Here is a 23,062-nt window from a genome sequence, read left to right on the forward strand (position 1 = left end):
CAGGCCGCCGCATCATGTCCGTACGAGAACTCGTCGTCCTCGGCACCGCCAGCCAGGTCCCCACCCGACACCGCAACCACAACGGCTATCTGCTGCGCTGGGACGGCGAGGGCATCCTCTTCGACCCGGGCGAGGGCACCCAGCGCCAGATGCTGCGGGCCGGGGTCGCCGCGCACGACATCAACCGCATCTGCATCACTCACTTCCACGGTGACCACTCGCTCGGCCTGGCCGGGGTGATCCAGCGGATCAACCTCGACCAGGTACCGCACCCCGTCACCGCGCACTACCCGGCGAGCGGCCGGCACTTCTTCGAGCGGCTGCGGTACGCGACCGCCTACCGCGAGTCCGTCCAGCTGACCGAGGCCCCGGTCGCCGCCGACGGGATCCTCGCCGAGACGGACGCGTACACCCTGCACAGCCACAGGCTCTCGCACCCCGTCGAGTCGTACGGCTACCGCCTCGTCGAGCCCGACCGGCGGCGCATGCTCCCCGAGCGGCTCGCCGAGCACGGGATCAGCGGGCCGGACGTCGGACGGATCCAGCGCGAGGGCTCGTTGGGCGGCGTAGGACTCGACGAGGTGTCCGAGAGCAGGCGCGGACAGCGCTTCGCGTTCATCATGGACACAAGGCTCTGCGACGGCGTGTACGCGCTCGCCGAGGGGTGCGACATGCTGGTCATCGAGTCGACCTTCCTCGACGAGGACGAACGTCTCGCCACCGACCACGGTCATCTCACCGCCGGACAGGCGGCCCGGGTGGCCCGGGAGGCGGGCGTACGGCATCTCGTGCTCACGCACTTCTCACAGCGGTACGCGGACCCGGAGCTCTTCGCCACCCAGGCCCGTGCCGCCGGGTTCGAGGGCGAACTGACCATCGCCCAGGACCTGATAAGCGTTCCCGTTCCCACCCGCCATCAGCAGTAGTGACAGCAACAGCAACACCATTCGTTAGCGAGAAACCGTGCAACTCCCCAAGGCCGAACTCCACCTCCACATCGAAGGAACCCTCGAACCCGAGCTGGCCTTCGTCCTCGCCGCGCGCAACGGCGTGGAGCTGCCGTACGCGAACACCGAAGAGCTGCGCACCGCCTACCTCTTCGACGATCTGCAGACCTTCCTCGACCTGTACTACGCGCTGATGGCCGTCCTGCGCACCGAGCAGGACTTCGAGGAACTCGCCGACGCCTATCTCACCCGCGCCGCCGCCCAGGGCGTCCGCCACGCGGAGATCTTCTTCGACCCGCAGGCGCACACCGCCCGTGGTGTCCCGATCGGCACCGTCGTCGAGGGACTCGGCCGGGCGCTCGATCGCAGCGAGGAGGAGCACGGCATCTCCACCCAGCTGATCATGTGCTTCCTGCGCGACCAGTCCGCTGCGTCGGCCCTGGAGACCCTCGACGCCGCGAAGCCCTATCTGCACCGGATCAGCGCCGTCGGCCTCGACTCGGCGGAGGTCGGGCATCCGCCCGCGAAGTTCCGTGAGGTGTACGAGGCGGCCGAGGCGCTCGGGCTGCGGAAGGTCGCACACGCCGGCGAGGAGGGCCCGCCCGAGTACATCCGGGAGGCGCTCGACGTCCTCGGGGTCGAGCGCATCGATCACGGGCTGCGCTGCATGGAGGATCCGGAGCTGGTGAAGCGGCTCGTCGCCGAGCGGGTGCCGCTCACGCTCTGCCCGCTGTCCAACGTGCGGCTGCGTGCCGTCGACATACTGGAGGACCACCCGCTGCGGGCCATGCTGGACGCCGGGCTGGTCTGCACGGTGAACTCCGACGACCCCGCCTACTTCGGCGGATACGTCGGAGACACCTTCCACGCCGTCCATGAGGCGCTCGGCCTGGAGCGTGAGCAGTTGCGCACGCTGGCCCGCAACTCGTTCGAGGCGGCCTTCCTCGACCACGACGAGGAGCGCAGGTCGCGCTATCTGTCGGAGGTCGAGGCGTACGCGTTCGACTGACCGCCCGCACCCGACGGACCGGCCGTCCGGAACGCGTTCCTGCCGAGGCGCCTGCGGCGCAGCGCGGGCACGCTGATCTCCGTGACGGCCTGTTCGGGCGACCCCAGCTTCGGCACCGCACCGGACAGCGTGCCGGTGGTGGCGGCGAGCAGAGCCGCGGGAGCGCCGCCCCGACGGCGGACCGAACCGGGCACCAGCGGACGGCCACCGGTGTGCAGCGCGACGGCCGTGACCGGGGCGGCGACCAGCAGCGTCACGGCGCCCAGGAGCAGGCCCATCACCGGATAGCCGGCCACCTCGGACAGCACACTGCCGAGGACCGGGCCGCAGGCCACGCCGACGGACGACGCGGATCCCGCGAGGACCGCCCAGCGGCCGCGTACGTCCAGGGCCGCGGCCAGACCGATCAGATACGAGAGGACCACCGGGTAGACGGTGTTCCACGTGATCTCGCCGGCGGCGAACGAACCGAGGCCGCCCGCCGATGAGCTGAGCACGATGCTGGCCGCGATGATCATCGTGCCGAGGCCGATCGGTACGGCCCGGCCGAGCCGTGCGCCCAGCACCCCGGCACCCATCACACCGAGCAGCCCGGCGCCGAGCGCGGCGGCGAACACCGCGCCGACGGTGACCTCGGAGAGCCCGGCCTGGACCACACCGATCCGGCTGCTGACCCCCCACAGCGCGTTCTGTGCCATGGACCAGACGAGCATGCCGCCCGCCAGCACCAGACCGGAGCGGCGGTGCGGCAGCCGCCCGGAGGCGGGCGCGCCGGCACCGGTGGCCGCCGAGCCGCCGAGCCGTGCGGTGGCGGGCCAGACGAGCAGGGCGACCAGCGCGATCGAGGCGAACGGAAGTCGGTGGCCGCCGCCCAGGTGCGGCATCGTCAGATAGAGGACGCCCGCGGTCGCGGAGACGCTGAGCAGTCCCAGGGACGAGGTGCGGTGCGGATCGCGCTGCGCGGCGATGCCGGCCGCGGCCACCGCCGTCGCCGTACCGGAGCCGAAGCCGCCGATCATCGCGCCCATGACCACCAGCGGCACGGAGGCCGTCAGCGCGGCGCAGCCGTACCCGGCCACGGCCAGGAGCAGCCCGATCCGTGCCGGTCTCTGCAGTCCGTACACCTCGACCCGGCCGGCCAGCGAGAACCCGGCACCGGCGGAACTCAGCAGCAGGGCGCTGCCGACCAGACCGGCCTGGGCCGCGCTGAGGCCCAGATGGGTGGAGAGCCTGGCGACGAGGGTGGGGAGCAGATAGGCGGCGAGGTAACCGGCGGTGAACACGGCGACCAGGGGCCACGCGGCGCGCGGGCGCGAGGACATGGGAGTTCCTGAAGACATGCCGAAGAAGGCAGGGGAGGGCAATGAGGGAAAATGCGGGGGGAAAGCGGCGCACCCGTCCGTGACGCCGACGGCGATGCTCGCGCGCCAATTTGTATCAAGTGCGCACAGCCGACCGAAAGGCACACTCATGTGATCTGAGTCACATTTGTGTTTACAGCCCTGCAGGCCGGGTATCAGCGAATGTTTACGCAGGTCAGCGTGCGTACGCGCAGGCCGGCCGCACGCCCTCCCGGCGCGGCGGCGCGGACCCTCCGGATGTGTACGCGTATCGGGCACACTGGCGGGATCTGCCACGACCGGGGAGTGCAAGGTGAGCACAGACAATCCAGGCATCGACCCACTGGACGGACTGCGCGCCCCGCAGGACCCGGCCTGCGATGTGTTCCTCACCGGCACGGTCTTCCTCGACATCGTCTTCACCGGCCTGGACAGCGCCCCGGTCCGCGGCACCGAGTCCTGGGCACGCGGCATGGGTTCCAGTCCCGGCGGGGTCGCCAACATGGCCACCGCACTCGCCAGACTCGGACTGCACACCTCGCTCGCCGCGGCATTCGGTGACGACCACTACGGGGAGTACTGCTGGGACGCCCTCGAGCAGGGCGAGGGCATCGACCTCTCGATGTCGCACACCGTCCGCGGCTGGCATTCGCCGGTGACCGTGTCGATGGCGTACGAGGGCGAGCGGACGATGGTCTCGCACGGCCACGAGGCCCCGCCGCCCGCCACCCGGGCGAACCGGACCTTCCCGCACTGCCCGCCGCGCGCCCGTGCCGCCGTCGCCTCACTGGCCCCCGGCCGCAGCGAACCGTGGGTGGCCACCGCGGCCCGGCACGGCGCCCGGATTTTCGCCGATGTCGGCTGGGACGAGACCGGCCGGTGGGACCTGGACGCACTGCCCGACCTGGAGCACTGCCAGGCCTTTCTGCCAAACGCGGAGGAGGCGATGCGCTACACCCGCACCGACTGCCCGCGCGCCGCCGCCCGCGCCCTGGCCGAGCGGGTGCCGCTCGCCGTCGTCACGCTCGGTGCGGAGGGCGCGTACGCGGTGGACGCGGCGACCGGCGTCACCGCCGAGGTGCCCGCGATCGAGGTCGAGGCGCTCGATCCGACCGGGGCGGGCGACGTCTTCGTCGCCGGTTTCGTCACCGGCACCCTGGCGGACTGGCCGCTGGCCGACCGGCTGGCCTTCGCCGGACTGACCGCGGCGCTCTCCGTGCAGGAGTTCGGCGGGTCCCTGTCGGCGCCGGGCTGGGCGGAGATCGCCGCCTGGTGGCAGCGGGTCCGCACCTGCGACGGCCAGGATCCGGCGGCGCTGCAGCGGTACGCGTTCCTGGAGGACCTGCTGCCCGCGGCCGCCCGGCCCTGGCCGCTGCGCCGGGCCGTGCCGACGATCGGCTTCCGCAGCCCGGCGTGACACAGGGGTATCGGGGCACGCGTGTTCGCCATGCGTACGAAAAAGCCCTCGGTGTTGTCCGTGCGGAGTCGTACGCTTGGTAATCCAGAGGTTGTCGAGCAGCGAGAACCCTGCAACGGGAGGTATGTGCAGGCCCGAGGGCCGGCCCATGACTCAGACACCCACACAGCCGCAGGCGCGTGCCCAGATCAGGATCCCGGCCGCACACCCCATGGTGATGCTCCTGGGATCGGGTGACTCGCTGCTGCGCGTGATCGAAACGGCGTTCCCGGCCGCCGATATCCATGTCCGGGGCAATGAGATCAGCGCTATCGGGGATGCGGTCGATGTCGCCCTGATCCAGCGCTTGTTCGACGAGATGATGCTCGTGCTCCGCACCGGGCAGCCGATGACGGAGGACGCAGTGGAACGCTCGATCGCCATGCTCCGGGCGAGCGGCAACGGTCAGGGGGAGCCGCAGGGCGAGACTCCCGCCGAGGTGCTCACCCAGAACATCCTTTCCAGCCGCGGTCGCACGATCCGCCCCAAGACGCTCAACCAGAAGCGCTACGTGGACGCGATCGACAAGCACACGATCGTCTTCGGCATCGGACCCGCCGGTACCGGCAAGACCTACCTCGCGATGGCGAAGGCGGTCCAGGCCCTGCAGTCCAAGCAGGTCAGCCGGATCATCCTGACCCGGCCCGCCGTCGAAGCGGGGGAGCGGCTCGGCTTCCTGCCCGGCACGCTCTTCGACAAGATCGACCCGTATCTGCGCCCGCTCTACGACGCGCTGCACGACATGCTCGACGCCGACTCGATCCCGCGGCTGATGGCGGCGGGCACGATCGAGGTGGCGCCGCTGGCATACATGCGCGGCCGCACGCTCAATGACGCGTTCATCATTCTCGACGAGGCGCAGAACACCAGCGCCGAGCAGATGAAGATGTTCCTGACCCGCCTCGGCTTCGACTCGAAGATCGTCGTCACCGGTGACGTCACCCAGGTGGACCTGCCGAACGGCACGAAGAGCGGCCTGCGCCAGGTCCAGGACATCCTCGACGGTGTCCAGGACGTGCACTTCTCCCGGCTCACCTCCCAGGATGTCGTCCGGCACAAGCTGGTCGGCCGTATCGTCGACGCGTACGAGAAGTACGACAACAGAGTCAGCCACAACGGGAAGTAGTCGCAGCGCACCATGTCGATCGACGTCAACAACGAGTCCGGAACCGAGGTCGACGAGCAGGCGATCCTCGACATCGCCCGCTACGCGCTCGCGCGGATGCGGATCCACCCGCTCTCCGAACTCTCGGTGATCGTGGTGGACACCGACGCCATGGAGCAGCTCCACATCCAGTGGATGGACCTGCCGGGTCCGACGGATGTCATGTCCTTCCCGATGGACGAACTGCGTCCGCCGGCCAAGGACGACGAGGAGCCCCCGCAAGGCCTCCTCGGTGACATCGTGCTCTGCCCCGAGGTGGCGAAGAAGCAGGGCGAGGACGCGGAGACCCAGCACTCCATGGACGAGGAGCTCCAGCTCCTCACCGTCCACGGAGTGCTGCATCTCCTCGGGTACGACCACGAGGAGCCGGACGAGAAGGCCGAGATGTTCGGTCTCCAGGCGGCGATCGTCGACGGCTGGCGCGCCGAGCACGGCCTGACCGGTCCGTCACCCGCCCCGACCGTGTCGTGAGCGTCCCCCTCATCACCGGAGCCGTCCTGCTGGTCGTCGTCGGCTGGCTGGCGGCCTGCGCCGAGGCGGGCATCGCCCGGATGTCGAGCTTCCGGGCCGCCGAGGCCGTCCGGTCCGGGCGGCGCGGCAGCGACAAGCTGGAACAGGTCGCGGCCGACCCGACCCGCTATCTCAATGTCGCCCTGCTGGTGCGGGTCGCCTGCGAGATGGCGGCCGGGGTGCTCGTCACGTACGCCTGCCTGAAGGAGTTCGCGGAGACCTGGGAGGCGCTGGCCGTGGCGATGGGCGTGATGGTCCTCGTCTCCTACGTAGCCATCGGGGTCTCGCCGCGGACCATCGGCCGGCAGCACCCGCTGAACACGGCGACGGCCGCGGCGTACGTCCTGCTGCCACTGGCCAGGATCATGGGCCCGATCCCACAACTGCTGATCCTGCTGGGCAACGCGCTCACACCCGGCAAGGGTTTCCGCAAGGGCCCGTTCGCGAGCGAGGCCGAACTGCGGGCGATGGTCGACCTCGCCGAGCAGGAGTCGCTGATCGAGGACGAGGAGCGGCGCATGGTGCACTCCGTCTTCGAGCTCGGCGACACGCTCGTACGCGAGGTGATGGTGCCGCGGACGGACCTGGTCTGCATCGAGCGGTACAAGACGATCCGGCAGGCGCTGACCCTGGCCCTGCGCTCCGGATTCTCGCGGATCCCGGTCACCGGGGAGAACGAGGACGACATCGTCGGGATCGTCTACCTCAAGGACCTCGTCCGCAAGACGCACATCAACCGGGAGTCGGAAGCCGATCTGGTCTCCACGGCGATGCGGCCGGCCGCGTTCGTGCCGGACACGAAGAACGCCGGCGATCTGCTGCGCGAGATGCAGCAGGAGCGCAGCCATGTCGCCGTCGTCATCGACGAGTACGGCGGTACGGCGGGGATCGTCACGATCGAGGACATCCTGGAGGAGATCGTCGGCGAGATCACCGACGAGTACGACCGCGAACTGCCGCCCGTCCAGGCGCTGGAGAACGACTGCTTCCGGGTGACCGCCCGGCTCGACATCGGCGACCTCGGAGACCTGTTCGACCTCGACGAGTACGACGACGAGGACGTGGAAACGGTCGGCGGGCTGCTCGCGAAAGCGCTGGGCCGGGTGCCGATCGCCGGGGCGTCGGCGGTCGTCGACCTGCCCGACGGGCGTCGGCTGCGGCTGACGGCGGAGTCTCCGGCGGGACGCCGGAACAAGATTGTCACGGTGCTGGTGGAGCCGGTGGGGCCGGAGGAGGCGAAGGCGGGATGACTCCGCAGGAGCTGAGGGCGTTCTGCCTGGAGTTCAACGCGAGCGTCGAGGAGTTTCCGTTCGGACCGGAGACCTCGGTGTTCAAGGTGCTCGGCAAGATGTTCGCGCTCAGCACCCTGGACGGGCGGCCGCTGACGGTCAATCTGAAGTGCGATCCGGATGACGCGGTGCGGTTGCGGGAGGAGTACGCGGCGATCGTGCCGGGCTGGCACATGAACAAACGGCACTGGAACACGGTGACGGTGTCCGGGGTGCCGGGACGGTTGCTGCGGGAGCTGATCGAGGACTCGTACGACTTGGTGGTGGCGGGGCTGCCTCGGGCGGAACGGTTGCGGCTGGACCGGGCGTAGTTCTCCGCGGGGGCGGAGCGGGGAACAAGCCACCCGGTTCGTATGCTCGGCACATGACTGAGAGCACCGACCTCGGCCCCGAGGACCGCAAGATCGTCACCCTGGCGCGCAGCGCCCGCGCCCGCAACGGTGTGCCGGAGGGCGCGGCCGTACGGGACGAGACCGGGCGTACGTATGTCGCGGGGACCGTACAACTGGAGTCGCTGAGGCTCAGCGCGCTGCAGACCGCGGTCGCGATGGCGGTGGCCAGCGGCGCGACCTCCCTGGAGGCGGCCGCGATCGTCTCCGAGGCCGACACCCCGTCGGACGCGGACCGTGCGGCGGTACGGGACCTGGGCGGGCCGGCGACCCCGGTGCTGCTGGCCGGGCCGGACGGTGTGCTCCGGCTCAGCGTGACGGCCGGCTGACGCCGCGCCGACATACCGCCGAGCACACCGGGCCGCGGGTTCCGGGAACCGGAAAGCGCCGGGCCTTCATCCCGTATCGGGGCCCGTCGGAGCCGCACCCGTACGGCCTGGGACGACGCCCGGGAAGCCATGCGGCGGCCCGCTGTGCGGCAGGGCCGCCCGGATCGGGGACAATGGGCGCCATGAGCGCTCGACCTAACCCAGAAGCTGCTGCGCAGCAGGCTGAGAACAACGCCCCCCACCGGGCCGGCTTCGCCTGCTTCGTGGGCCGCCCCAACGCGGGCAAGTCCACCCTTACGAACGCTCTGGTCGGCCAGAAGGTGGCGATCACCTCCAACCGGCCCCAGACCACACGGCACACGGTGCGCGGCATCGTGCACCGCGAGGATGCGCAGCTGATCCTGGTCGACACCCCCGGCCTCCACAAGCCGCGCACCCTGCTGGGCGAGCGGCTCAACGACGTCGTTCGCACCACCTGGGCCGAGGTCGACGTCATCGGCTTCTGCCTGCCCGCCGACCAGAAGCTCGGCCCCGGCGACAAGTTCATCATCAAGGAACTCGCGGGCATCAAGAAGACCCCGAAGATCGCGATCATCACCAAGACCGACCTGGTCGATTCCAAGCAGCTCGCCGAACAGCTGCTCGCCGTCTCCCGCCTCGGCGAGGAGCTCGGCTTCGAGTGGGCCGAGATCATCCCGGTCTCCGCCGTGAAGGACAGCCAGGTCGACCTGCTCGCCGACCTGATCGCCCCGCTGCTCCCCGAGAGCCCGCCGCTGTACCCGGAGGGCGACCTCACCGACGAGCCCGAGATGGTCATGGTCGCGGAGCTGATCCGGGAGGCGGCACTCGAAGGCGTACGCGACGAGCTGCCGCACTCCATCGCGGTCGTCGTCGAGGAGATGCTGCCGCGCGAGGACCGTCCCGCGGACAGGCCGCTGCTCGACATCCACGCGAACGTCTACATCGAGCGGCCCAGCCAGAAGGGCATCATCATCGGCCCGAAGGGCAAGCGGCTCAAGGAGGTCGGCATGAAGTCGCGCAAGCACATCGAGGCGCTGCTCGGTACGCCGGTCTTCCTGGACCTGCATGTGAAGGTCGCCAAGGACTGGCAGCGCGATCCCAAGCAGCTGCGCAAGCTCGGATTCTGAGTCGGGTCAGCCGCGCACCGGTCTCACGCGCCCTCCTTGAGGACGCGTGAGACCAGTGCGCGCTGTGCGTCGGTCAGATGCGGATCCGCGCAGTGGACGGTGCGGTCCCCGACCGTGATCCGGTACCGGAAGCCGTCCGGCACCCCGGGCGGCGGGGTACCCCGGCCGTCCGCGAGCGCGGATTCGGCCAGGGCCTCCCAGTCGGCGGCATCGGCCAGTCCCGAGGTGTCGACCTCGCGGTGGCGAGCGATGCCGGCGAAACCGCCGGTGCGACTTACCTGGATGCGCAAGGTCCGACTCCTCTCGGGTTTGTTCCCCGGGCTCTGCCCCGGACTCCGCTCCTCAATCCCCCATGGCCTCAAAGGCGTGGGGGACCTCCGAGGGGCTTGCTCCCGGGGCTACGCAGACGGCACGCCGACCTCCGACCAGGCCTTCCGTACCGCCTCCAGTTCGTCGCCCTCGCCGTAGCGGTCCTTCGCCGCCTCGACCGTCAGGCGCGCGAAGTCCGCGAAGTCCGCGTCCCCGGCCAGTCCGTCGCCCGTGAGCACGTCGAACCAGAGCCGGCCCGCCCGCTCCCACGCGTTGCCGCCGAGCGCCGTGGCCAGCAGGTAGAAGGCGCGGTTCGGGATGCCGGAGTTCAGATGTACACCGCCGTTGTCCTCGGTGGTGTGGATGTAGTCCTCCATCGACGCGGGCTGCGGGTCCTTGCCGAGCACATCGTCGTCGTACGCCGTTCCCGGCGACTTCATCGAGCGCAGCGCCTCCCCCTGGACCCGGGGGGCCAGCAGTCCGGCGCCGATCAGCCAGTCGGCCTGGTCCGCGGTCTGGCCCAGCGAGTACTGCTTGACCAGGGAGCCGAAGACGTCCGACATCGACTCGTTGAGCGCGCCGGACTGGCCGAAATAGCTCAGGTTGGCCGTGTACTGGGTGAGGCCGTGCGTCAGTTCGTGGCCGATCACATCGATGGCGACGGTGAAGTCGAGGAAGATCTCACCGTCCCCGTCGCCGAAGACCATCTGCTCGCCGTCGAAGAACGCGTTGTTGTACTGCTCGTCGTAGTGCACGGAGCCGATCAGCGGCAGCCCGTTGCCGTCGATCGAACGGCGGCCGTACGCCGTGAGCAGCAGTTCGAAGGTGGCGCCGAGCCCCGCGTACGCGCGGTTGACGCTCGCGTCCTGCGTCGGCTGCTCCCCTTCGGAGCGGACCTTGAAGCCCGGCAGCTGCGTGCCGTGCCGGCAGTCGTACAGGATGCGCTCGGGCTTGTCGGACTCCGTCCCCGTCGCCACGGTGGGCACGGAGGGGACGAGGGTGTTCATCTGGCGGCGGGTGCGCCGGGCGGCGTCGCCCTCCAGGGTGCGGCGGGCCGGACCGGAGAGACCGGGGTCGTCGGCCTGCGACAGCTTGTCGAGAACATGGGGCGGCACGATCGTGCAGAAGACGGGGTGGAACCCGTGCTGAGGTCGAGGCTGCATGGGTTCGACTGTTGCACCGCGTCACCGTCATGTCACTGGTTGCCATCCGGATTGACGAAATGGAGTGATTGATCACTGTTTACCCGTTACCGGCACCCGGTCCCGCATACTGATACGGACCGACGTCCCAGGCTCCCCTCGGTTAGTCTCGTTGCATCATGCGTTACGGGCTGCTTCTTCTTAGCTGCCGCGGCGAGGGCCTGTAGTCGTAGGCCGACCCCCTCCCCGCGGAGTCTGGTGCTGCAGCGACACAGTCGGCCGTCCCATTGCTGGACCCCGAGGAGCCGTACGCCATGACCGCCGTGAATTCCGCCCGGACCTCCGCCGAGAACTCCGTAGGCCGCCCCACGCCGATCACCAACGCCACCGCGCTGCAGAAGCCGTCCGGGATGCCGATTCACAAGTACGGCCAGTACGAGGCCGTCGAAATCCCCGACCGCACCTGGCCGGACAACCGGATCACCGTGGCGCCCCGCTGGCTGTCCACCGATCTGCGTGACGGCAACCAGGCGCTGATCGACCCGATGTCGCCGGCCCGCAAGCGCGAGATGTTCGACCTGCTCGTGCGCATGGGCTACAAGGAGATCGAGGTCGGTTTCCCGTCCTCCGGCGAGACCGACTTCGCGTTCGTCCGCTCCATCATCGAAGAGGGTGCGATCCCCGAGGACGTGACGATCTCCGTCCTCACCCAGGCCCGCGAGGAGCTGATCGAGCGAACTGTTGAATCACTGGTCGGTGCGCGACGCGCCACCGTGCACCTGTACAACGCCACCGCCCCCACCTTCCGCCGCGTGGTCTTCCGCGGTTCGAAGGAGGAGGTCAAGCAGATCGCGGTGGACGGCACCCGGCTGGTCATGGAGTACGCGGAGAAGATCCTCGGCGACGAGACGATCTTCGGCTACCAGTACAGCCCGGAGATCTTCACCGACACCGAGCTGGACTTCGCCCTGGAGGTCTGCGAGGCCGTCTGTGACGTCTGGCAGCCCGAGGAGGGCCGCGAGATCATCCTCAACCTGCCCGCCACCGTGGAGCGTTCGACGCCGTCCACGCACGCGGACCGGTTCGAGTGGATGTCGCGCAACCTGTCGCGCCGCGAGCACATCTGCCTGTCGGTCCACCCGCACAACGACCGCGGCACCGCCGTCGCCGCCGCCGAACTGGCCATCATGGCCGGCGCGGACCGGATCGAGGGCTGTCTGTTCGGCCAGGGTGAGCGCACCGGCAACGTCGACCTGGTGACGCTGGGCATGAACCTGTTCTCGCAGGGCGTCGACCCGCAGATCGACTTCTCGCAGATCGACGAGATCCGCCGCACCAGCGAGTACTGCAATCAGATGGAGGTCCACCCGCGCCACCCCTACGCGGGCGACCTGGTCTACACCGCCTTCTCCGGCTCCCACCAGGACGCCATCAAGAAGGGCTTCGACGCCATGGAGGCCGACGCAGCCGCCCAGGGCAGGACCGTCGACGAGATCGAGTGGGCGGTGCCGTACCTGCCGATCGACCCCAAGGACGTCGGCCGCTCGTACGAGGCCGTCATCCGGGTCAACTCGCAGTCCGGCAAGGGCGGAATCGCCTACGTCCTGAAGAACGACCACAAGCTGGATCTGCCGCGCCGGATGCAGATCGAGTTCTCCCGGATCATTCAGGCCAAGACCGACGCCGAGGGCGGCGAGGTCACGCCGACGCAGATCTGGTCCACGTTCCAGGACGAGTACCTGCCCAACCCGGAGAACGCCTGGGGTCGCGTACAGATCCGCTCGGGTCAGACGACGACCGGTTCCGACGGCCGGGACACGATCACCGTCGACGCGACCGTGGACGGCGCGGACACCGTGCTGACCGGTTCCGGCAACGGTCCGATCTCCGCGTTCTTCGAAGCGCTGCAGGCCATCGGCATCGACGCCCGTCTGCTGGACTACACCGAGCACACGATGAGCGAGGGCGCGAGCGCCCAGGCCGCCTCGTACATCGAGTGCGCGATCGACGGAAAGGTCCTGTGGGGCATCGGCATCGACGCCAACACCACGCGGGCCTCGCTGAAGGCGGTCGTCTCCGCGGTCAACCGCGCGACCCGCTGACCCGACGCCCGAAAGGGCGCACACGCGCGTGATCGCCGAACCCTGTCCACCGGTTCCCGGGGGCGGGGTTCGGCCATCTCCCGACGGTTGTGACGATCGAGGTGCTGACGCCACATCGTGACTGTGGTTAACATCACGTCGACACGGCAATGTTGCCGGAGCGTTACGGAGGTGTGCGACGTGCGGTCAGCCCTGGGACAACGCGCCATGAAGCTGCGTATCTGCGGCATCCGCACCATCTGGGACGCCGTCGCCGACGGCGAGTTCTTCTGCCCCGGCTGCGGCGGCGACCGCAACTACCGCCGTCTCACCGGCCGTCGGCGCTTCACCGTGCTCGGGGTGCCGCTGCTGCGCCGCGGCACCGTGGGCCCCGTCGTCGAATGCGCCGCCTGCCGCACGCACTTCGACACGGACGCGCTGGACCACCCCACCACCACCCGGTTCTCCGCGATGCTCCGGGACGCCGTCCACACCGTCGCCCTCGGCGTCCTCGCCGCCGGTGGCACCACATCCCGTACGGTCCTGGAGACCGCGGTGGCCACCGTGCGCAGCGCCGGGTTCGACGACTGCACGGAGGAGCAGCTCTCCACCGTCGTCGAGGTGCTCGCCGCCGACATCGGCCACGGCTCCGCCTTCGACGCCGCGGCCGAGGCGTGCGGCGCCGCCCTCGCCATCGAGCTCCACGAGGCGCTGGAACCTCTCGCCCCGCATCTGGCGCCCGCCGGACGTGAATCGATCCTGCTGCAGGGTGCCAGGATCGCGCTCGCCGACGGCCCGTACGGCCAGGCCGAGCGCGAGGTGCTGACCACGGTCGGTGCGGCGCTGCAGCTCTGCGCGGACGACACCGCCCGGCTGCTCGCCGCGGCAGCGCGTACCCCGTCCTAGCGCCTGCTCCCTGTGCCCCCGGCGCGCCGCCCCGACCGAACGCTCCGCGTGCTCCGGGCGGCGCAGTACGCGGTACCGGCCGGGGGCGCGGCAAAGCCGAACCGTACGGTCTTCGGGGGCGGGCCCGCTCCGGTGCGCGCGTACAGGACAATGGACGCATGAGCTTGTTCCGGGACGACGGCGTGGTGCTGCGCACGCAGAAACTGGGCGAGGCCGACCGGATCATCACGATCCTGACCCGTGGCCACGGCCGGGTACGGGCCGTCGCCCGCGGTGTGCGGCGTACGAAGTCGAAGTTCGGCGCCCGTCTCGAACCGTTCTCCCATGTGGACGTGCAGTTCTTCGCGCGCGGCAGCGAACTGATCGGCCGCGGTCTGCCGCTGTGCACCCAGAGCGAGACGATCGCGCCGTACGGGGGCGGCATCGTCACCGACTACGCCCGGTACACCGCGGGCACCGCGATGCTGGAGACCGCCGAGCGCTTCACCGACCACGAGGGCGAGCCCGCGGTCCAGCAGTACCTGCTGCTCGTCGGCGGGCTGCGCACCCTCGCCCGGGGGGAACACGCGCCGAACCTGATCCTCGACGCCTTCCTGCTGCGTTCCCTTGCCGTCAACGGTTACGCACCCAGCTTCGAGGACTGCGCGAAGTGCGGAATGCCCGGACCGAACCGATTCTTCTCCGTCGCGGCGGGCGGTGCCATATGCGGCGACTGCCGGGTGCCCGGCAGCGTCGTACCCTCAGCAGAGGCCGTCGCCCTGCTGAGCGCGCTGCTCACCGGTGACTGGGAGACGGCCGACGCGTGCGAGGCGCGGCATGTCAGGGAGGGGAGCGGGCTGGTGTCCGCCTATCTGCACTGGCATCTGGAGCGCGGACTGCGCTCGCTGCGTTACGTAGAGAAGTAACCGACACCGGCACAGCAGGCACAGGGAGACGAGACAGCTCATGGCAGTACGCGGGATCCTCGGTGGCCGTAACAGGCGCGTATACAAGACCCCCGAGCCGCACCCCTCCGGGGCCACACCCCCGAAGATCCCCGGAGAGCTGGTGCCCAAGCACGTCGCCGTCGTGATGGACGGCAACGGCCGCTGGGCCAAGGAACGGGGCCTCCCGCGCACCGAGGGCCACAAGGTCGGCGAGGGCGTCGTCATGGACGTTCTCAAGGGCTGCATCGAGATGGGCGTCAAGAACCTCTCGCTGTACGCCTTCTCCACCGAGAACTGGAAGCGTTCGCCGGAAGAAGTGAAGTTCCTGATGAACTTCAACCGAGACGTCATCCGCCGCCGTCGCGACGAGATGGACGAACTGGGCATCCGTATCCGCTGGGTGGGCCGGATGCCGAAGCTGTGGAAGTCCGTCGTCCAGGAGCTCCAGGTCGCCCAGGAGCAGACGAAGGACAACGACAAGATGACGCTGTACTTCTGCGTCAACTACGGCGGCCGGGCCGAGATCGCCGATGCCGCGCAGCGCATCGCCGAGGACGTCGCGGCCGGAAAGCTGGACCCGGCCAAGGTCAACGAGAAGACCTTCGCCAAGTACATCTACTACCCGGACATGCCGGACGTGGACCTCTTCGTGCGCCCCAGCGGTGAACAGCGCACCTCCAACTACCTGATCTGGCAGAGCGCGTACGCCGAGATGGTCTTCCAGGACGTGCTGTGGCCGGACTTCGACCGACGCGACCTGTGGCGGGCCTGCCTGGAGTACGCCCAGCGCGACCGGCGCTTCGGCGGCGCGGTGGAAGCGTCGGAAAAGACGGAACCGACGGCCTGACCCTGCGGGTACGACCACGGCTCCGGCCGGTGCTGCAGGATTGCTCGGCGGCGCTCAACGAGCGCAACCGGACGAGTGCGGCGGGCCGGCGGCAGCAGGTCCTGGGCGCGTGCGCGGGGGCCCGTCCGCCGTGCTCACCCTGGTGGCGGACGGCGACGTCCGCCACCCCTGCTGGTGGCGTCGCTGTCCTGCGGCCCGGCGCTGCTCGCCGGAAAGCTCATCCGGTGAATGAGGAAAGGGGTCCGGGGGCCGAGCCCCTGGAAGCGGTCACCCCGCCGTCGGGCACTCCGCGCACTCCGCACACGTACCGAAGACCTCCACCGTGTGCGCCACGTTCACGAACCCGTGCTGCGAGGCAATCGTCGCCGCCCACTGCTCCACCGCCGGCCCCTCGACCTCGACGGCCTTGCCGCAGACCCGGCACACCAGATGGTGGTGGTGCTCCCCGGTCGAGCACCGCCGGTACACGGACTCGCCGTCGGTGGTGCGCAGAACGTCCACCTCGCCCGCGTCGGCGAGGGACTGCAGGGTGCGGTAGACCGTGGTCAGCCCGACCGAGTCACCGCGGTGCTTGAGTACGTCGTGCAGCTCCTGGGCGCTGCGGAACTCGTCCACCTCGTCGAGCGCCGCCGCCACCGCGGCGCGCTGCCGGGTCGACCGGCCGCGTACCGGGGATGCGTTCGTCCCACTGATCGGCGCCGTCGCCACAGGTGCCTCCTCGTGTCGCCCGTACATGTGTCGGGCCATTGTGCCAGTCCGCCCGCGTGCCGGGGTCAAACCCGGACGTCGTCCGAGGCCGGTCGGGAAGCCGGTACGTCCGGAGCCTTCCCTTCCAGGGTGCACTGCGCCGTGGCCGTTTCGCTGCGGCGGGCGCGCCGTGCGGCCAGCGGTGCGGCGAGCAGGGTCAGGGCGACGAAGACGCCGATGGCCAGCAGCACGATCGTCGCGCCGGGCGGCACGTCCTGGTAGTACGAGGTCACGGTGCCGGCCAGGGTCACCGCCGTGCCGATGACGACGGACAGCACGAACGTCACCTTGAAGGACTTCGAGATCTGCTGCGCGGCCGCGACCGGCACCACCATCAGCGCGCTGACCAGCAGCAGACCGACGACGCGCATCGCGATGGTGACGGTCACCGCCGCCGTGACCGCGATCAGCAGATTCAGTGCGCGCACCGGCAGCCCGGTGACCCGGGCGAACTCCTCGTCCTGACTGACCGCGAACAGCTGGCGACGCAGCCCCAGCGTCACCAGCAGCACGAAGGCGGCCAGCAGACAGATCGCGGTGATGTCCTCGGACGAGACCGTGGACAGCGAGCCGAAGAGGTACGAGGTGAGGTTGGCGTTGGAGCCGGTGTCGGAGAGGTTGATCAGCAGCACACCGCCCGCCATGCCTCCGTAGAACAGCATGGCCAGCGCGATGTCGCCGCGGGTACGCCCGTACCAGCGGACCAGCTCCATGACGACCGAGCCGACGACGGCGACGGCCGTGGCCATCCAGACCGGGCTGGTGGAGAGCAGGAAGCCGAGGCCGACACCGGTCATCGCGATATGGCCGATTCCGTCGCCCATCAGGGCCTGGCGGCGCTGGACGAGGTAGATGCCGACGGCGGGGGCGATGACGCCGACGAGTACGGCGGCGAGCAGGGCCCGCTGCATGAAGGGGGGCTGGAGGAATTCCGTCATCAGGTCAGCAGTCCCGTCCGGGCGGGCTCGGAAGCCGCGTGGGGGTGTACGTGGTCGTGGCCGGGCAGCGCGTGCTGGCCCAGGGCCTTCGGGGGCGGGCCGTCATGCATCACACAGCCGTCGCGCAGCACGATCGCGCGGTCGATGAGAGGCTCCAGCGGGCCCAGTTCGTGCAGCACGAGCAGCACGGTGGTGCCCGTGGCGACCTGCTCGCGCAGAGTCTCGGCGAGGATCTCCTGGCTGGCCAGGTCGACGCCCGCCATCGGCTCGTCCATGATCAGCAGCTCGGGTTCGGCGGCGAGCGCGCGGGCGATGAGCACGCGCTGGTGCTGCCCGCCGGAGAGCGCGCTCACCGAATCCTTCGCCCGGTCGCCGAGGCCGACGAGCTCGATGGCCCGGTCGACGGCGTCCCGATCCGCCTTGCGCAGCAGCCCCAGCTTCGTACGGGACAGCCGCCCGGCGGAGACGACCTCGCGGATCGTGGCGGGAACGCCGCTCGCCGCTGTCGTGCGCTGCGGTACGTAGCCGATCCGCGCCCAGTTGCGGAAGCGGCGCAGGGGGGTGCCGAAGAGCTCGACCGAGCCGCTGGTGAGCGGGACCTGGCCGATGACGGACCGGACGGCGGTCGACTTGCCGGAGCCGTTGGCGCCGAGCAGGGCGGCGACCTCACCGCGGCGCACGGTGAGGTCGATGCCGCGCAGTACAGGGCGCGCGCCGAGCGTGGCCGTGGCTCCGCGCAGGGTGATCACGGGGTCGGGCTTGGTGCTCCGGGGCTCGGACATGAGCGTCTCCGATACTGCTGTGGCGGGTGTTGCGTGGGTCACTTCGCGCCGAGCGCCTTCTGCAGCGCGGCGAGATTGGACTGCATGACCTCGATGTAGTTATCGCCCTTGGACTTGGCGGTGATTCCCTCGAGGGGGTCGAGGACGTCGGTCTTCAGGCCGGTGTCCCTGGCGACGGTCTTCGCGGTCTTGTCGCTGGCGAGCGTCTCGAAGAAGACGGTGGTGGCCTTGCTCTTCTCCGCGATGGTGTGGATGTCCTTGATCCGGGCGGGGCTCGGCTCGGCCTCGGGGTCGATGCCGGCGATGCCCTCCTGGACGAGCCCGTAGCGCTCGGCGAGGTACCCGAAGGCGGAGTGGGTGGTGATGAACGTCTTGGTGGTGGTGGTCCGCAGGCCCGCCTTGTACGACGTGTTCAGCGCGTCGAGCTTCTTGACCAGGGCGTCCGTGTTGGTGCGGTAGGCCGCGGCGTGGTTCGGGTCGGCCTTCTCCAGGGACTTTCCGACCCCCTTGGCGACCTCGGCGTACTTCACCGGGTCCAGCCAGATGTGCGGGTCGGCCCCGGCCCCCTCGCCCTCGTGCGCATGGCCGTGCTCGTCGCCGCCGGTCTCCGTGCCGTGGTCCTCCAGCGTGGTGAGCTTCGCCGCGTCCACGGAGTTCCTGATCCCGGACTGCGCGATCGCGTCGTCGATGGCGGGCTGGATCCCCTTGAGATACAGGATGTAATCGGCGTCGCCGAGCCCGCCGATCTGCCGCGGGCTGAGCTCCAGGTCGTGCGGCTCGACGCCCGGCTTGGTCAGCGTGGTGACCGAGACATGGTTCCCGCCGATCTCCTCGGCCAGGAACTGCATGGGATAGAACGAGGCCACCACATCCAGCTTGTCCCCGTTCTTGCTCTCGGCGGCGTCGGAGGTGGAGCAGGCGGAGAGCGTGGTGAGACCGAGGGCCACGGCCCCGGCGACAGCGGCGGTGGGTATGAGTCGGCGTACGTTCATGACACTCATTTTCAACAAAAGTGGAAACGATTGTCAACAAGCTCGGTGAGAGGCCCTGCTCACCATCTGTCCGCGCACCGATTTGATCCAGGGGGCGTGCCCGCCGGTAATCTGAAGCATTCGCCGTTCGTCGTCGTCGTAATGAAGAGAGCACCGTGGCCGCCGACAAGATCGACTCCATCGTCAGCCTGAGCAAGCGCCGTGGCTTCGTTTACCCCTGCAGTGAGATCTACGGCGGCCAGAAGGCCGCCTGGGACTACGGGCCGCTGGGCGTTGAGCTCAAGGAGAACCTCAAGCGCCAGTGGTGGCGCTACATGGTCACTTCGCGCGAGGACGTGGTCGGTCTCGACTCGTCGGTCATCCTCGCCCCCGAGGTGTGGGTCGCCTCCGGCCACGTCGCCACGTTCACCGACCCGCTGACCGAGTGCACCTCCTGCCACAAGCGCTTCCGCGCGGACCACCTGGAGGAGGCGTACGAGGAGAAGCACGGCAAGCCGCCCGTCAACGGCCTCGCCGACCTCAACTGCCCGAACTGTGGCAACAAGGGCACCTTCACCGAGCCCAAGCAGTTCTCGGGTCTGCTCTCCACGCACCTCGGCCCGACCCAGGACTCCGGCTCGGTCGCCTACCTGCGCCCCGAGACCGCGCAGGGCATCTTCACCAACTTCGGTCAGGTGCAGCAGACCTCGCGCAAGAAGCCGCCGTTCGGCATCGCGCAGATGGGCAAGTCCTTCCGGAACGAGATCACTCCGGGCAACTTCATCTTCCGCACCCGCGAGTTCGAGCAGATGGAGATGGAGTTCTTCGTCAAGCCGGGCGAGGACGAGCAGTGGCACGAGTACTGGATGGAGCAGCGCTGGAACTGGTACACGGACCTGGGCCTGCGCGAGGAGAACATGCGGTGGTTCGAGCACCCGAAGGAGAAGCTCTCCCACTACTCCAAGCGCACCGCTGACATCGAGTACCGCTTCCGCTTCGGCGGCAGCGAGTGGGGCGAGCTGGAGGGCGTCGCCAACCGCACGGACTACGACCTCAAGGCCCACTCCGCCGCTTCCGGCACGGACCTGTCGTTCTTCGACCAGGAGGCCGGCGAGCGCTGGACTCCGTACGTCATCGAGCCGGCGGCCGGTGTCGGCCGTTCGATGCTCGCCTTCCTCCTCGACGCCTACATCGAGGACGAGGCGCCCAACGCCAAGGGCGTCATGGAGAAGCGCACCGTGATGCGCCTCGACCCGCGCCTCGCGCCGGTCAAGGTCGCGGTGCTGCCGCTGTCCCGCAACCCGCAGCTGTCGCCGAAGGCCAAGGGCCTCGCCACCGACCTGCGGAAGAACTGGAACATCGAGTTCGACGACGCGGGCGCCATCGGCCGCCGCTACCGTCGTCAGGACGAGATCGGTACGCCGTTCTGCGTCACCGTCGACTTCGACACCCTCGACGACAACGCGGTGACGGTGCGCGAGCGCGACACCATGAAGCAGGAGCGTGTCTCGCTGGACCAGATCCAGGCCTACCTCGGCGCCCGACTGCTGGGCTGCTGACCCATGGCGAAGCCCCCGGTTCCTTGTACGGAACCGGGGGCTTCGTTGCACACTGGGCACACGCGACAACGCGTCAACAGGAGGCTCGGATGCCGTCCATGACCACCAGCAAGGTCAGCAGATGGGATCAGCATGGCCGTGAACACGTCGTCCATGTACGGAAGTCGGGGATCCAGCGGCAGCTGAGCTGCGACACCTGCGACTGGCGCAGGGGCGTGCAGTTCCTGCCCTGGCTCAAGGCCGAGGAACACCTCGCCGAGGCCCACCAGGCCACGGTCGACCCGACGGCCTGAGCCCGACGGCTGTCCGGCGGCCTGCCCCGTGGCCGGCTCCGTGCGCAGCGCTGCTACGCGCGCAGGCCGCGAAGCAGCAGGTCCGAGACGGCGGTGAACTCGGCCCCGATCGCGGGGTTCTGCCACTCGGCCGCGTACGCCGGGTCGTGGAAGCGCGCCGTCGCGTCGAAGACCGCCTGCGCGGCTACCGCCGGATCGTCGACCGCGAACTGCCCGCCGCGCACGCCCTCCTCGACGATCTCCCGCAGCTGGCCGACCAGTTCGCGGATGTGCGCCTCGACGACCGTGCTCTCGCCGATCAGCACGATGTAGGTGGCGAACAGCTCGGGGTCGTCACCGGCCTTGTGGCGCTTGGCCTCGAACAGCGCCGTCAGCCAGTGCTGCAGTTTCACCGGGGCGGGCTCCGCCGACGTGTTGATGATCTCCGTGAGGGCCACCTCGGTCCGGGTCAGCCAGCGAGCGGTCACCGCCTCGCGCAGCTCCGACTTCGTACGGAAATGGCGGTAGACGCTGCCGTGGCTGACGCCGAGCGCGCGCGCCACGTCGACCACCGTCGCCTTGGCGGGGCCGTAGCGGCGCAGCACGTCCTCGGTGGCCTCGAGAATGCGCTCGGGGGTCAGTGGGTCGGCTGACGGCATGGTGTCTGTGCTGCCTTTCGGACGGCGGCCGGTCGGGGAGCTGCCCGACGGGGGCCGCACCCCGACGACCGTACCCGGAGCTCAGCGCTCGCTGTCGAGGTGGGCCATCTGGTTGTCCGGGTAGCGCGCACCGGCGGCCGCACCCGCCGGGACAGCCTCCTCGATCGCGGCGAGGTCGGCGGCGTCCAGCGTGACATCCAGGGCACCGAGAGCCTCGGTGAGCCGGTCGCGGCGGCGGGCGCCGACGAGCGGCACGATGTCCGTACCCCGGCCGAGCACCCAGGCGATGGCGATCTGGGCGACCGAGACCCCCTTCTGCTCGGCGATCTTGCGCAGGGCATCGACCAGGTCGAGGTTGTGCTGGAGGTTCCCGCCCTGGAAGCGGGGGCTCATGGCGCGGAAGTCGCCGGGGGCCAGCTCGCGGTCACGGCTGAAGTGCCCGCTGATCAGGCCGCGCGACAGCACCCCGTATGCCGTGACGCCGATGCCCAGCTCGCGGCAGACCGGCAGGATCGCGTCCTCGACGGACCGGGAGATCAGCGAGTACTCGATCTGCAGATCGGAGATGGGGGCCACCGACGCCGCGCGGCGGATCGTGTCCGCGCCGACCTCGGACAGGCCGATGTGGCGCACATGGCCGGCCTCGACCAGCTCGGCGATGGCACCGATGGTCTCCTCGACCGGCACATCGGGATCGACACGGGCGATCCGGTAGATGTCGATGTGGTCGGTGCCGAGTCGCTGGAGCGAATACGCGGCGAAGTTCTTCACGGCGGCAGGGCGGCCGTCGTACCCCGTGAAGGCGCCTTCGACCGTACGCAGCGCGCCGAACTTCACGCTGGTCAGCGCCTGTTCGCGAGCGGTGCCGGAAGCGGTGCGCAGCGCCTCGTTGATCAGCAGTTCGTTGTGACCCATGCCGTAGAAGTCGCCGGTGTCCAGCAGGGTGATGCCCGCGTCGAGCGCGGCGTGGATGGTGGCGATCGACTCGGTGCGGTCGCTCTCGCCGTACAGCGCGGACATGCCCATGCAGCCGAGGCCCAGTGCGGAGACCTGTGGGCCGGTGGAGCCGAGCGTGCGGGTGGTGGTCATGAGGGACTCCCATGGGAAAGAGAGGGCGGGTCGTACGCAACTGTGACACGAGGGCTGACAGATTTCAATATCTGTCAGCCCATTGTTGTGATGCTTCACCCGGACGGGCCGAAAACCGGGTGCTGGGCCCGGCGCGGCCGGGGTACCGTTCCCGTATGTATTCGTTCTTCCAGATCTACGAGTGAGAGCGCGGCGGGCCCGGAATCTCTCCGCCCGCCGCCCATCGGATCGATCCCAGGTCGCTCACGACCT

General features: G+C 69.5%; 24 protein-coding genes. 15 read left to right on the forward strand and 9 right to left on the reverse strand.

All coding sequences use genetic code 11. From position 1 onward, the window contains the following. Positions 1 to 14: 14 nt before the first annotated feature. Together OHB49_RS28165 and OHB49_RS28170 are read left to right on the forward strand one after the other, a co-directional pair. Positions 15 to 926: a ribonuclease Z gene (locus OHB49_RS28165; RefSeq protein WP_329163851.1), complete on the forward strand. Its 912-nt coding sequence runs from the start codon at positions 15 to 17 to the stop codon at positions 924 to 926. Positions 927 to 963: 37 nt separating this feature from the next. Then, on the forward strand, positions 964 to 1,956 hold the full coding sequence (locus tag OHB49_RS28170; RefSeq protein ID WP_329163852.1) for an adenosine deaminase: 993 nt from the start codon (positions 964 to 966) through the stop codon (positions 1,954 to 1,956). On the opposite strand, the gene OHB49_RS28175 is transcribed toward OHB49_RS28170, so the two are convergent. Continuing rightward, a complete protein-coding gene (locus OHB49_RS28175) occupies positions 1,920 to 3,278 on the reverse strand; it encodes an MFS transporter (RefSeq protein ID WP_329163853.1) in 1,359 nt (452 codons plus the stop codon). The genes OHB49_RS28170 and OHB49_RS28175 overlap by 37 nt on opposite strands. Before the next feature lie 331 nt (positions 3,279 to 3,609). On the opposite strand from OHB49_RS28175, the gene OHB49_RS28180 reads away from it, so the two are divergent. From OHB49_RS28180 to era, 7 genes are all read left to right on the forward strand, one after another. Further along, positions 3,610 to 4,713 (forward strand): carbohydrate kinase family protein, encoded by a 1,104-nt coding sequence (locus OHB49_RS28180; RefSeq protein ID WP_329163854.1) that lies wholly within the window; start codon positions 3,610 to 3,612, stop codon positions 4,711 to 4,713. 148 nt (positions 4,714 to 4,861) lie between these two features. Next, positions 4,862 to 5,878, forward strand: a complete 1,017-nt coding sequence (locus OHB49_RS28185) for a PhoH family protein (protein WP_329163855.1) — start codon at positions 4,862 to 4,864, stop codon at positions 5,876 to 5,878. Between the two features lie 12 nt (positions 5,879 to 5,890). Beyond that, positions 5,891 to 6,388: an rRNA maturation RNase YbeY gene (gene ybeY / locus OHB49_RS28190; protein ID WP_030921061.1), complete on the forward strand. Its 498-nt coding sequence runs from the start codon at positions 5,891 to 5,893 to the stop codon at positions 6,386 to 6,388. After that, positions 6,385 to 7,677, forward strand: a complete 1,293-nt coding sequence (locus OHB49_RS28195) for a hemolysin family protein (protein WP_329163856.1) — start codon at positions 6,385 to 6,387, stop codon at positions 7,675 to 7,677. Before ybeY ends, OHB49_RS28195 begins: the two co-directional genes overlap by 4 nt. Further along, positions 7,674 to 8,027 (forward strand): MmcQ/YjbR family DNA-binding protein, encoded by a 354-nt coding sequence (locus OHB49_RS28200; protein ID WP_030970205.1) that lies wholly within the window; start codon positions 7,674 to 7,676, stop codon positions 8,025 to 8,027. The genes OHB49_RS28195 and OHB49_RS28200 overlap by 4 nt, the downstream gene beginning before the upstream one ends. A gap of 53 nt (positions 8,028 to 8,080) precedes the next feature. After that, a complete protein-coding gene (locus OHB49_RS28205; RefSeq protein ID WP_329163857.1) occupies positions 8,081 to 8,434 on the forward strand; it encodes a cytidine deaminase in 354 nt (117 codons plus the stop codon). Positions 8,435 to 8,607: 173 nt separating this feature from the next. Beyond that, a complete protein-coding gene (gene era, locus OHB49_RS28210; protein WP_030970207.1) occupies positions 8,608 to 9,582 on the forward strand; it encodes a GTPase Era in 975 nt (324 codons plus the stop codon). A 23-nt stretch (positions 9,583 to 9,605) separates the two neighbouring features. Here era and OHB49_RS28215 read toward each other — a convergent pair whose 3' ends face one another. Together OHB49_RS28215 and OHB49_RS28220 are read right to left on the reverse strand one after the other, a co-directional pair. Beyond that, a complete protein-coding gene (locus tag OHB49_RS28215; RefSeq protein WP_329163858.1) occupies positions 9,606 to 9,872 on the reverse strand; it encodes a protealysin inhibitor emfourin in 267 nt (88 codons plus the stop codon). Between the two features lie 108 nt (positions 9,873 to 9,980). Next, entirely contained in the window at positions 9,981 to 11,054 is a 1,074-nt protein-coding gene (locus OHB49_RS28220) for a M4 family metallopeptidase (RefSeq protein WP_329163859.1), read from the reverse strand. A gap of 293 nt (positions 11,055 to 11,347) precedes the next feature. Here OHB49_RS28220 and leuA point away from each other — a divergent pair, with 293 nt between their 5' ends. The 4 genes from leuA to OHB49_RS28240 all read left to right on the forward strand — a co-directional run bounded on the left by leuA (position 11,348) and on the right by OHB49_RS28240 (position 15,793). Then, positions 11,348 to 13,135: a 2-isopropylmalate synthase gene (leuA, locus tag OHB49_RS28225; protein WP_030970210.1), complete on the forward strand. Its 1,788-nt coding sequence runs from the start codon at positions 11,348 to 11,350 to the stop codon at positions 13,133 to 13,135. A 207-nt stretch (positions 13,136 to 13,342) separates the two neighbouring features. After that, positions 13,343 to 14,020: a TerB family tellurite resistance protein gene (locus OHB49_RS28230; protein WP_329163860.1), complete on the forward strand. Its 678-nt coding sequence runs from the start codon at positions 13,343 to 13,345 to the stop codon at positions 14,018 to 14,020. Positions 14,021 to 14,178: 158 nt separating this feature from the next. Beyond that, positions 14,179 to 14,925 (forward strand): DNA repair protein RecO, encoded by a 747-nt coding sequence (gene recO, locus OHB49_RS28235; protein ID WP_030921040.1) that lies wholly within the window; start codon positions 14,179 to 14,181, stop codon positions 14,923 to 14,925. 40 nt (positions 14,926 to 14,965) lie between these two features. Next, the gene (locus OHB49_RS28240) at positions 14,966 to 15,793 is read left to right on the forward strand and encodes an isoprenyl transferase (RefSeq protein ID WP_329163861.1); all 828 of its coding nucleotides are present in this window, start codon (positions 14,966 to 14,968) and stop codon (positions 15,791 to 15,793) included. A 267-nt stretch (positions 15,794 to 16,060) separates the two neighbouring features. Here the strand turns inward: OHB49_RS28240 and OHB49_RS28245 are convergent, their stop codons facing one another. The 4 genes from OHB49_RS28245 to OHB49_RS28260 all read right to left on the reverse strand — a co-directional run bounded on the left by OHB49_RS28245 (position 16,061) and on the right by OHB49_RS28260 (position 19,252). Then, positions 16,061 to 16,501 (reverse strand): Fur family transcriptional regulator, encoded by a 441-nt coding sequence (locus OHB49_RS28245; RefSeq protein WP_030921032.1) that lies wholly within the window; start codon positions 16,499 to 16,501, stop codon positions 16,061 to 16,063. Between the two features lie 65 nt (positions 16,502 to 16,566). Then, positions 16,567 to 17,481, reverse strand: a complete 915-nt coding sequence (locus OHB49_RS28250) for a metal ABC transporter permease (RefSeq protein ID WP_329166646.1) — start codon at positions 17,479 to 17,481, stop codon at positions 16,567 to 16,569. After that, on the reverse strand, positions 17,478 to 18,260 hold the full coding sequence (locus tag OHB49_RS28255) for a metal ABC transporter ATP-binding protein (RefSeq protein ID WP_329163862.1): 783 nt from the start codon (positions 18,258 to 18,260) through the stop codon (positions 17,478 to 17,480). Before OHB49_RS28255 ends, OHB49_RS28250 begins: the two co-directional genes overlap by 4 nt. 38 nt (positions 18,261 to 18,298) lie before the next feature. Then, the gene (locus OHB49_RS28260) at positions 18,299 to 19,252 is read right to left on the reverse strand and encodes a metal ABC transporter substrate-binding protein (RefSeq protein ID WP_329163863.1); all 954 of its coding nucleotides are present in this window, start codon (positions 19,250 to 19,252) and stop codon (positions 18,299 to 18,301) included. A 155-nt stretch (positions 19,253 to 19,407) separates the two neighbouring features. On the opposite strand from OHB49_RS28260, the gene OHB49_RS28265 reads away from it, so the two are divergent. Further along, the gene (locus tag OHB49_RS28265; RefSeq protein WP_030970217.1) at positions 19,408 to 20,790 is read left to right on the forward strand and encodes a glycine--tRNA ligase; all 1,383 of its coding nucleotides are present in this window, start codon (positions 19,408 to 19,410) and stop codon (positions 20,788 to 20,790) included. 89 nt (positions 20,791 to 20,879) lie between these two features. After that, entirely contained in the window at positions 20,880 to 21,083 is a 204-nt protein-coding gene (locus tag OHB49_RS28270) for a hypothetical protein (RefSeq protein WP_030970219.1), read from the forward strand. Positions 21,084 to 21,136: 53 nt separating this feature from the next. Here the strand turns inward: OHB49_RS28270 and OHB49_RS28275 are convergent, their stop codons facing one another. Further along, entirely contained in the window at positions 21,137 to 21,721 is a 585-nt protein-coding gene (locus tag OHB49_RS28275) for a TetR family transcriptional regulator (RefSeq protein WP_329163864.1), read from the reverse strand. A gap of 81 nt (positions 21,722 to 21,802) precedes the next feature. Next, entirely contained in the window at positions 21,803 to 22,810 is a 1,008-nt protein-coding gene (locus OHB49_RS28280) for an aldo/keto reductase (protein ID WP_030970223.1), read from the reverse strand. Positions 22,811 to 23,062 lie beyond the last annotated feature (252 nt).

The sequence above is a fragment of the Streptomyces sp. NBC_01717 genome (genome assembly GCF_036248255.1).
GTDB lineage: Bacteria > Actinomycetota > Actinomycetes > Streptomycetales > Streptomycetaceae > Streptomyces.

Bases quoted from the DNA above. Each gene is read 5' to 3' on its own strand.
- OHB49_RS28165 (WP_329163851.1), top strand. From the start codon at position 15: ATGTCCGTACGAGAACTCGTCGTCCTCGGCACCGCCAGCCAGGTCCCC.
- OHB49_RS28175 (WP_329163853.1), bottom strand. From the start codon at position 3,278: ATGTCCTCGCGCCCGCGCGCCGCGTGGCCCCTGGTCGCCGTGTTCACC.
- OHB49_RS28185 (WP_329163855.1), top strand. From the start codon at position 4,862: ATGACTCAGACACCCACACAGCCGCAGGCGCGTGCCCAGATCAGGATC.
- ybeY (WP_030921061.1), top strand. From the start codon at position 5,891: ATGTCGATCGACGTCAACAACGAGTCCGGAACCGAGGTCGACGAGCAG.
- OHB49_RS28200 (WP_030970205.1), top strand. From the start codon at position 7,674: ATGACTCCGCAGGAGCTGAGGGCGTTCTGCCTGGAGTTCAACGCGAGC.
- OHB49_RS28205 (WP_329163857.1), top strand. From the start codon at position 8,081: ATGACTGAGAGCACCGACCTCGGCCCCGAGGACCGCAAGATCGTCACC.
- era (WP_030970207.1), top strand. From the start codon at position 8,608: ATGGGCGCCATGAGCGCTCGACCTAACCCAGAAGCTGCTGCGCAGCAG.
- OHB49_RS28220 (WP_329163859.1), bottom strand. From the start codon at position 11,054: ATGCAGCCTCGACCTCAGCACGGGTTCCACCCCGTCTTCTGCACGATC.
- leuA (WP_030970210.1), top strand. From the start codon at position 11,348: ATGACCGCCGTGAATTCCGCCCGGACCTCCGCCGAGAACTCCGTAGGC.
- OHB49_RS28230 (WP_329163860.1), top strand. From the start codon at position 13,343: ATGAAGCTGCGTATCTGCGGCATCCGCACCATCTGGGACGCCGTCGCC.
- recO (WP_030921040.1), top strand. From the start codon at position 14,179: ATGAGCTTGTTCCGGGACGACGGCGTGGTGCTGCGCACGCAGAAACTG.
- OHB49_RS28240 (WP_329163861.1), top strand. From the start codon at position 14,966: ATGGCAGTACGCGGGATCCTCGGTGGCCGTAACAGGCGCGTATACAAG.
- OHB49_RS28255 (WP_329163862.1), bottom strand. From the start codon at position 18,260: ATGTCCGAGCCCCGGAGCACCAAGCCCGACCCCGTGATCACCCTGCGC.
- OHB49_RS28260 (WP_329163863.1), bottom strand. From the start codon at position 19,252: ATGAACGTACGCCGACTCATACCCACCGCCGCTGTCGCCGGGGCCGTG.
- OHB49_RS28270 (WP_030970219.1), top strand. From the start codon at position 20,880: ATGCCGTCCATGACCACCAGCAAGGTCAGCAGATGGGATCAGCATGGC.
- OHB49_RS28275 (WP_329163864.1), bottom strand. From the start codon at position 21,721: ATGCCGTCAGCCGACCCACTGACCCCCGAGCGCATTCTCGAGGCCACC.
- OHB49_RS28280 (WP_030970223.1), bottom strand. From the start codon at position 22,810: ATGACCACCACCCGCACGCTCGGCTCCACCGGCCCACAGGTCTCCGCA.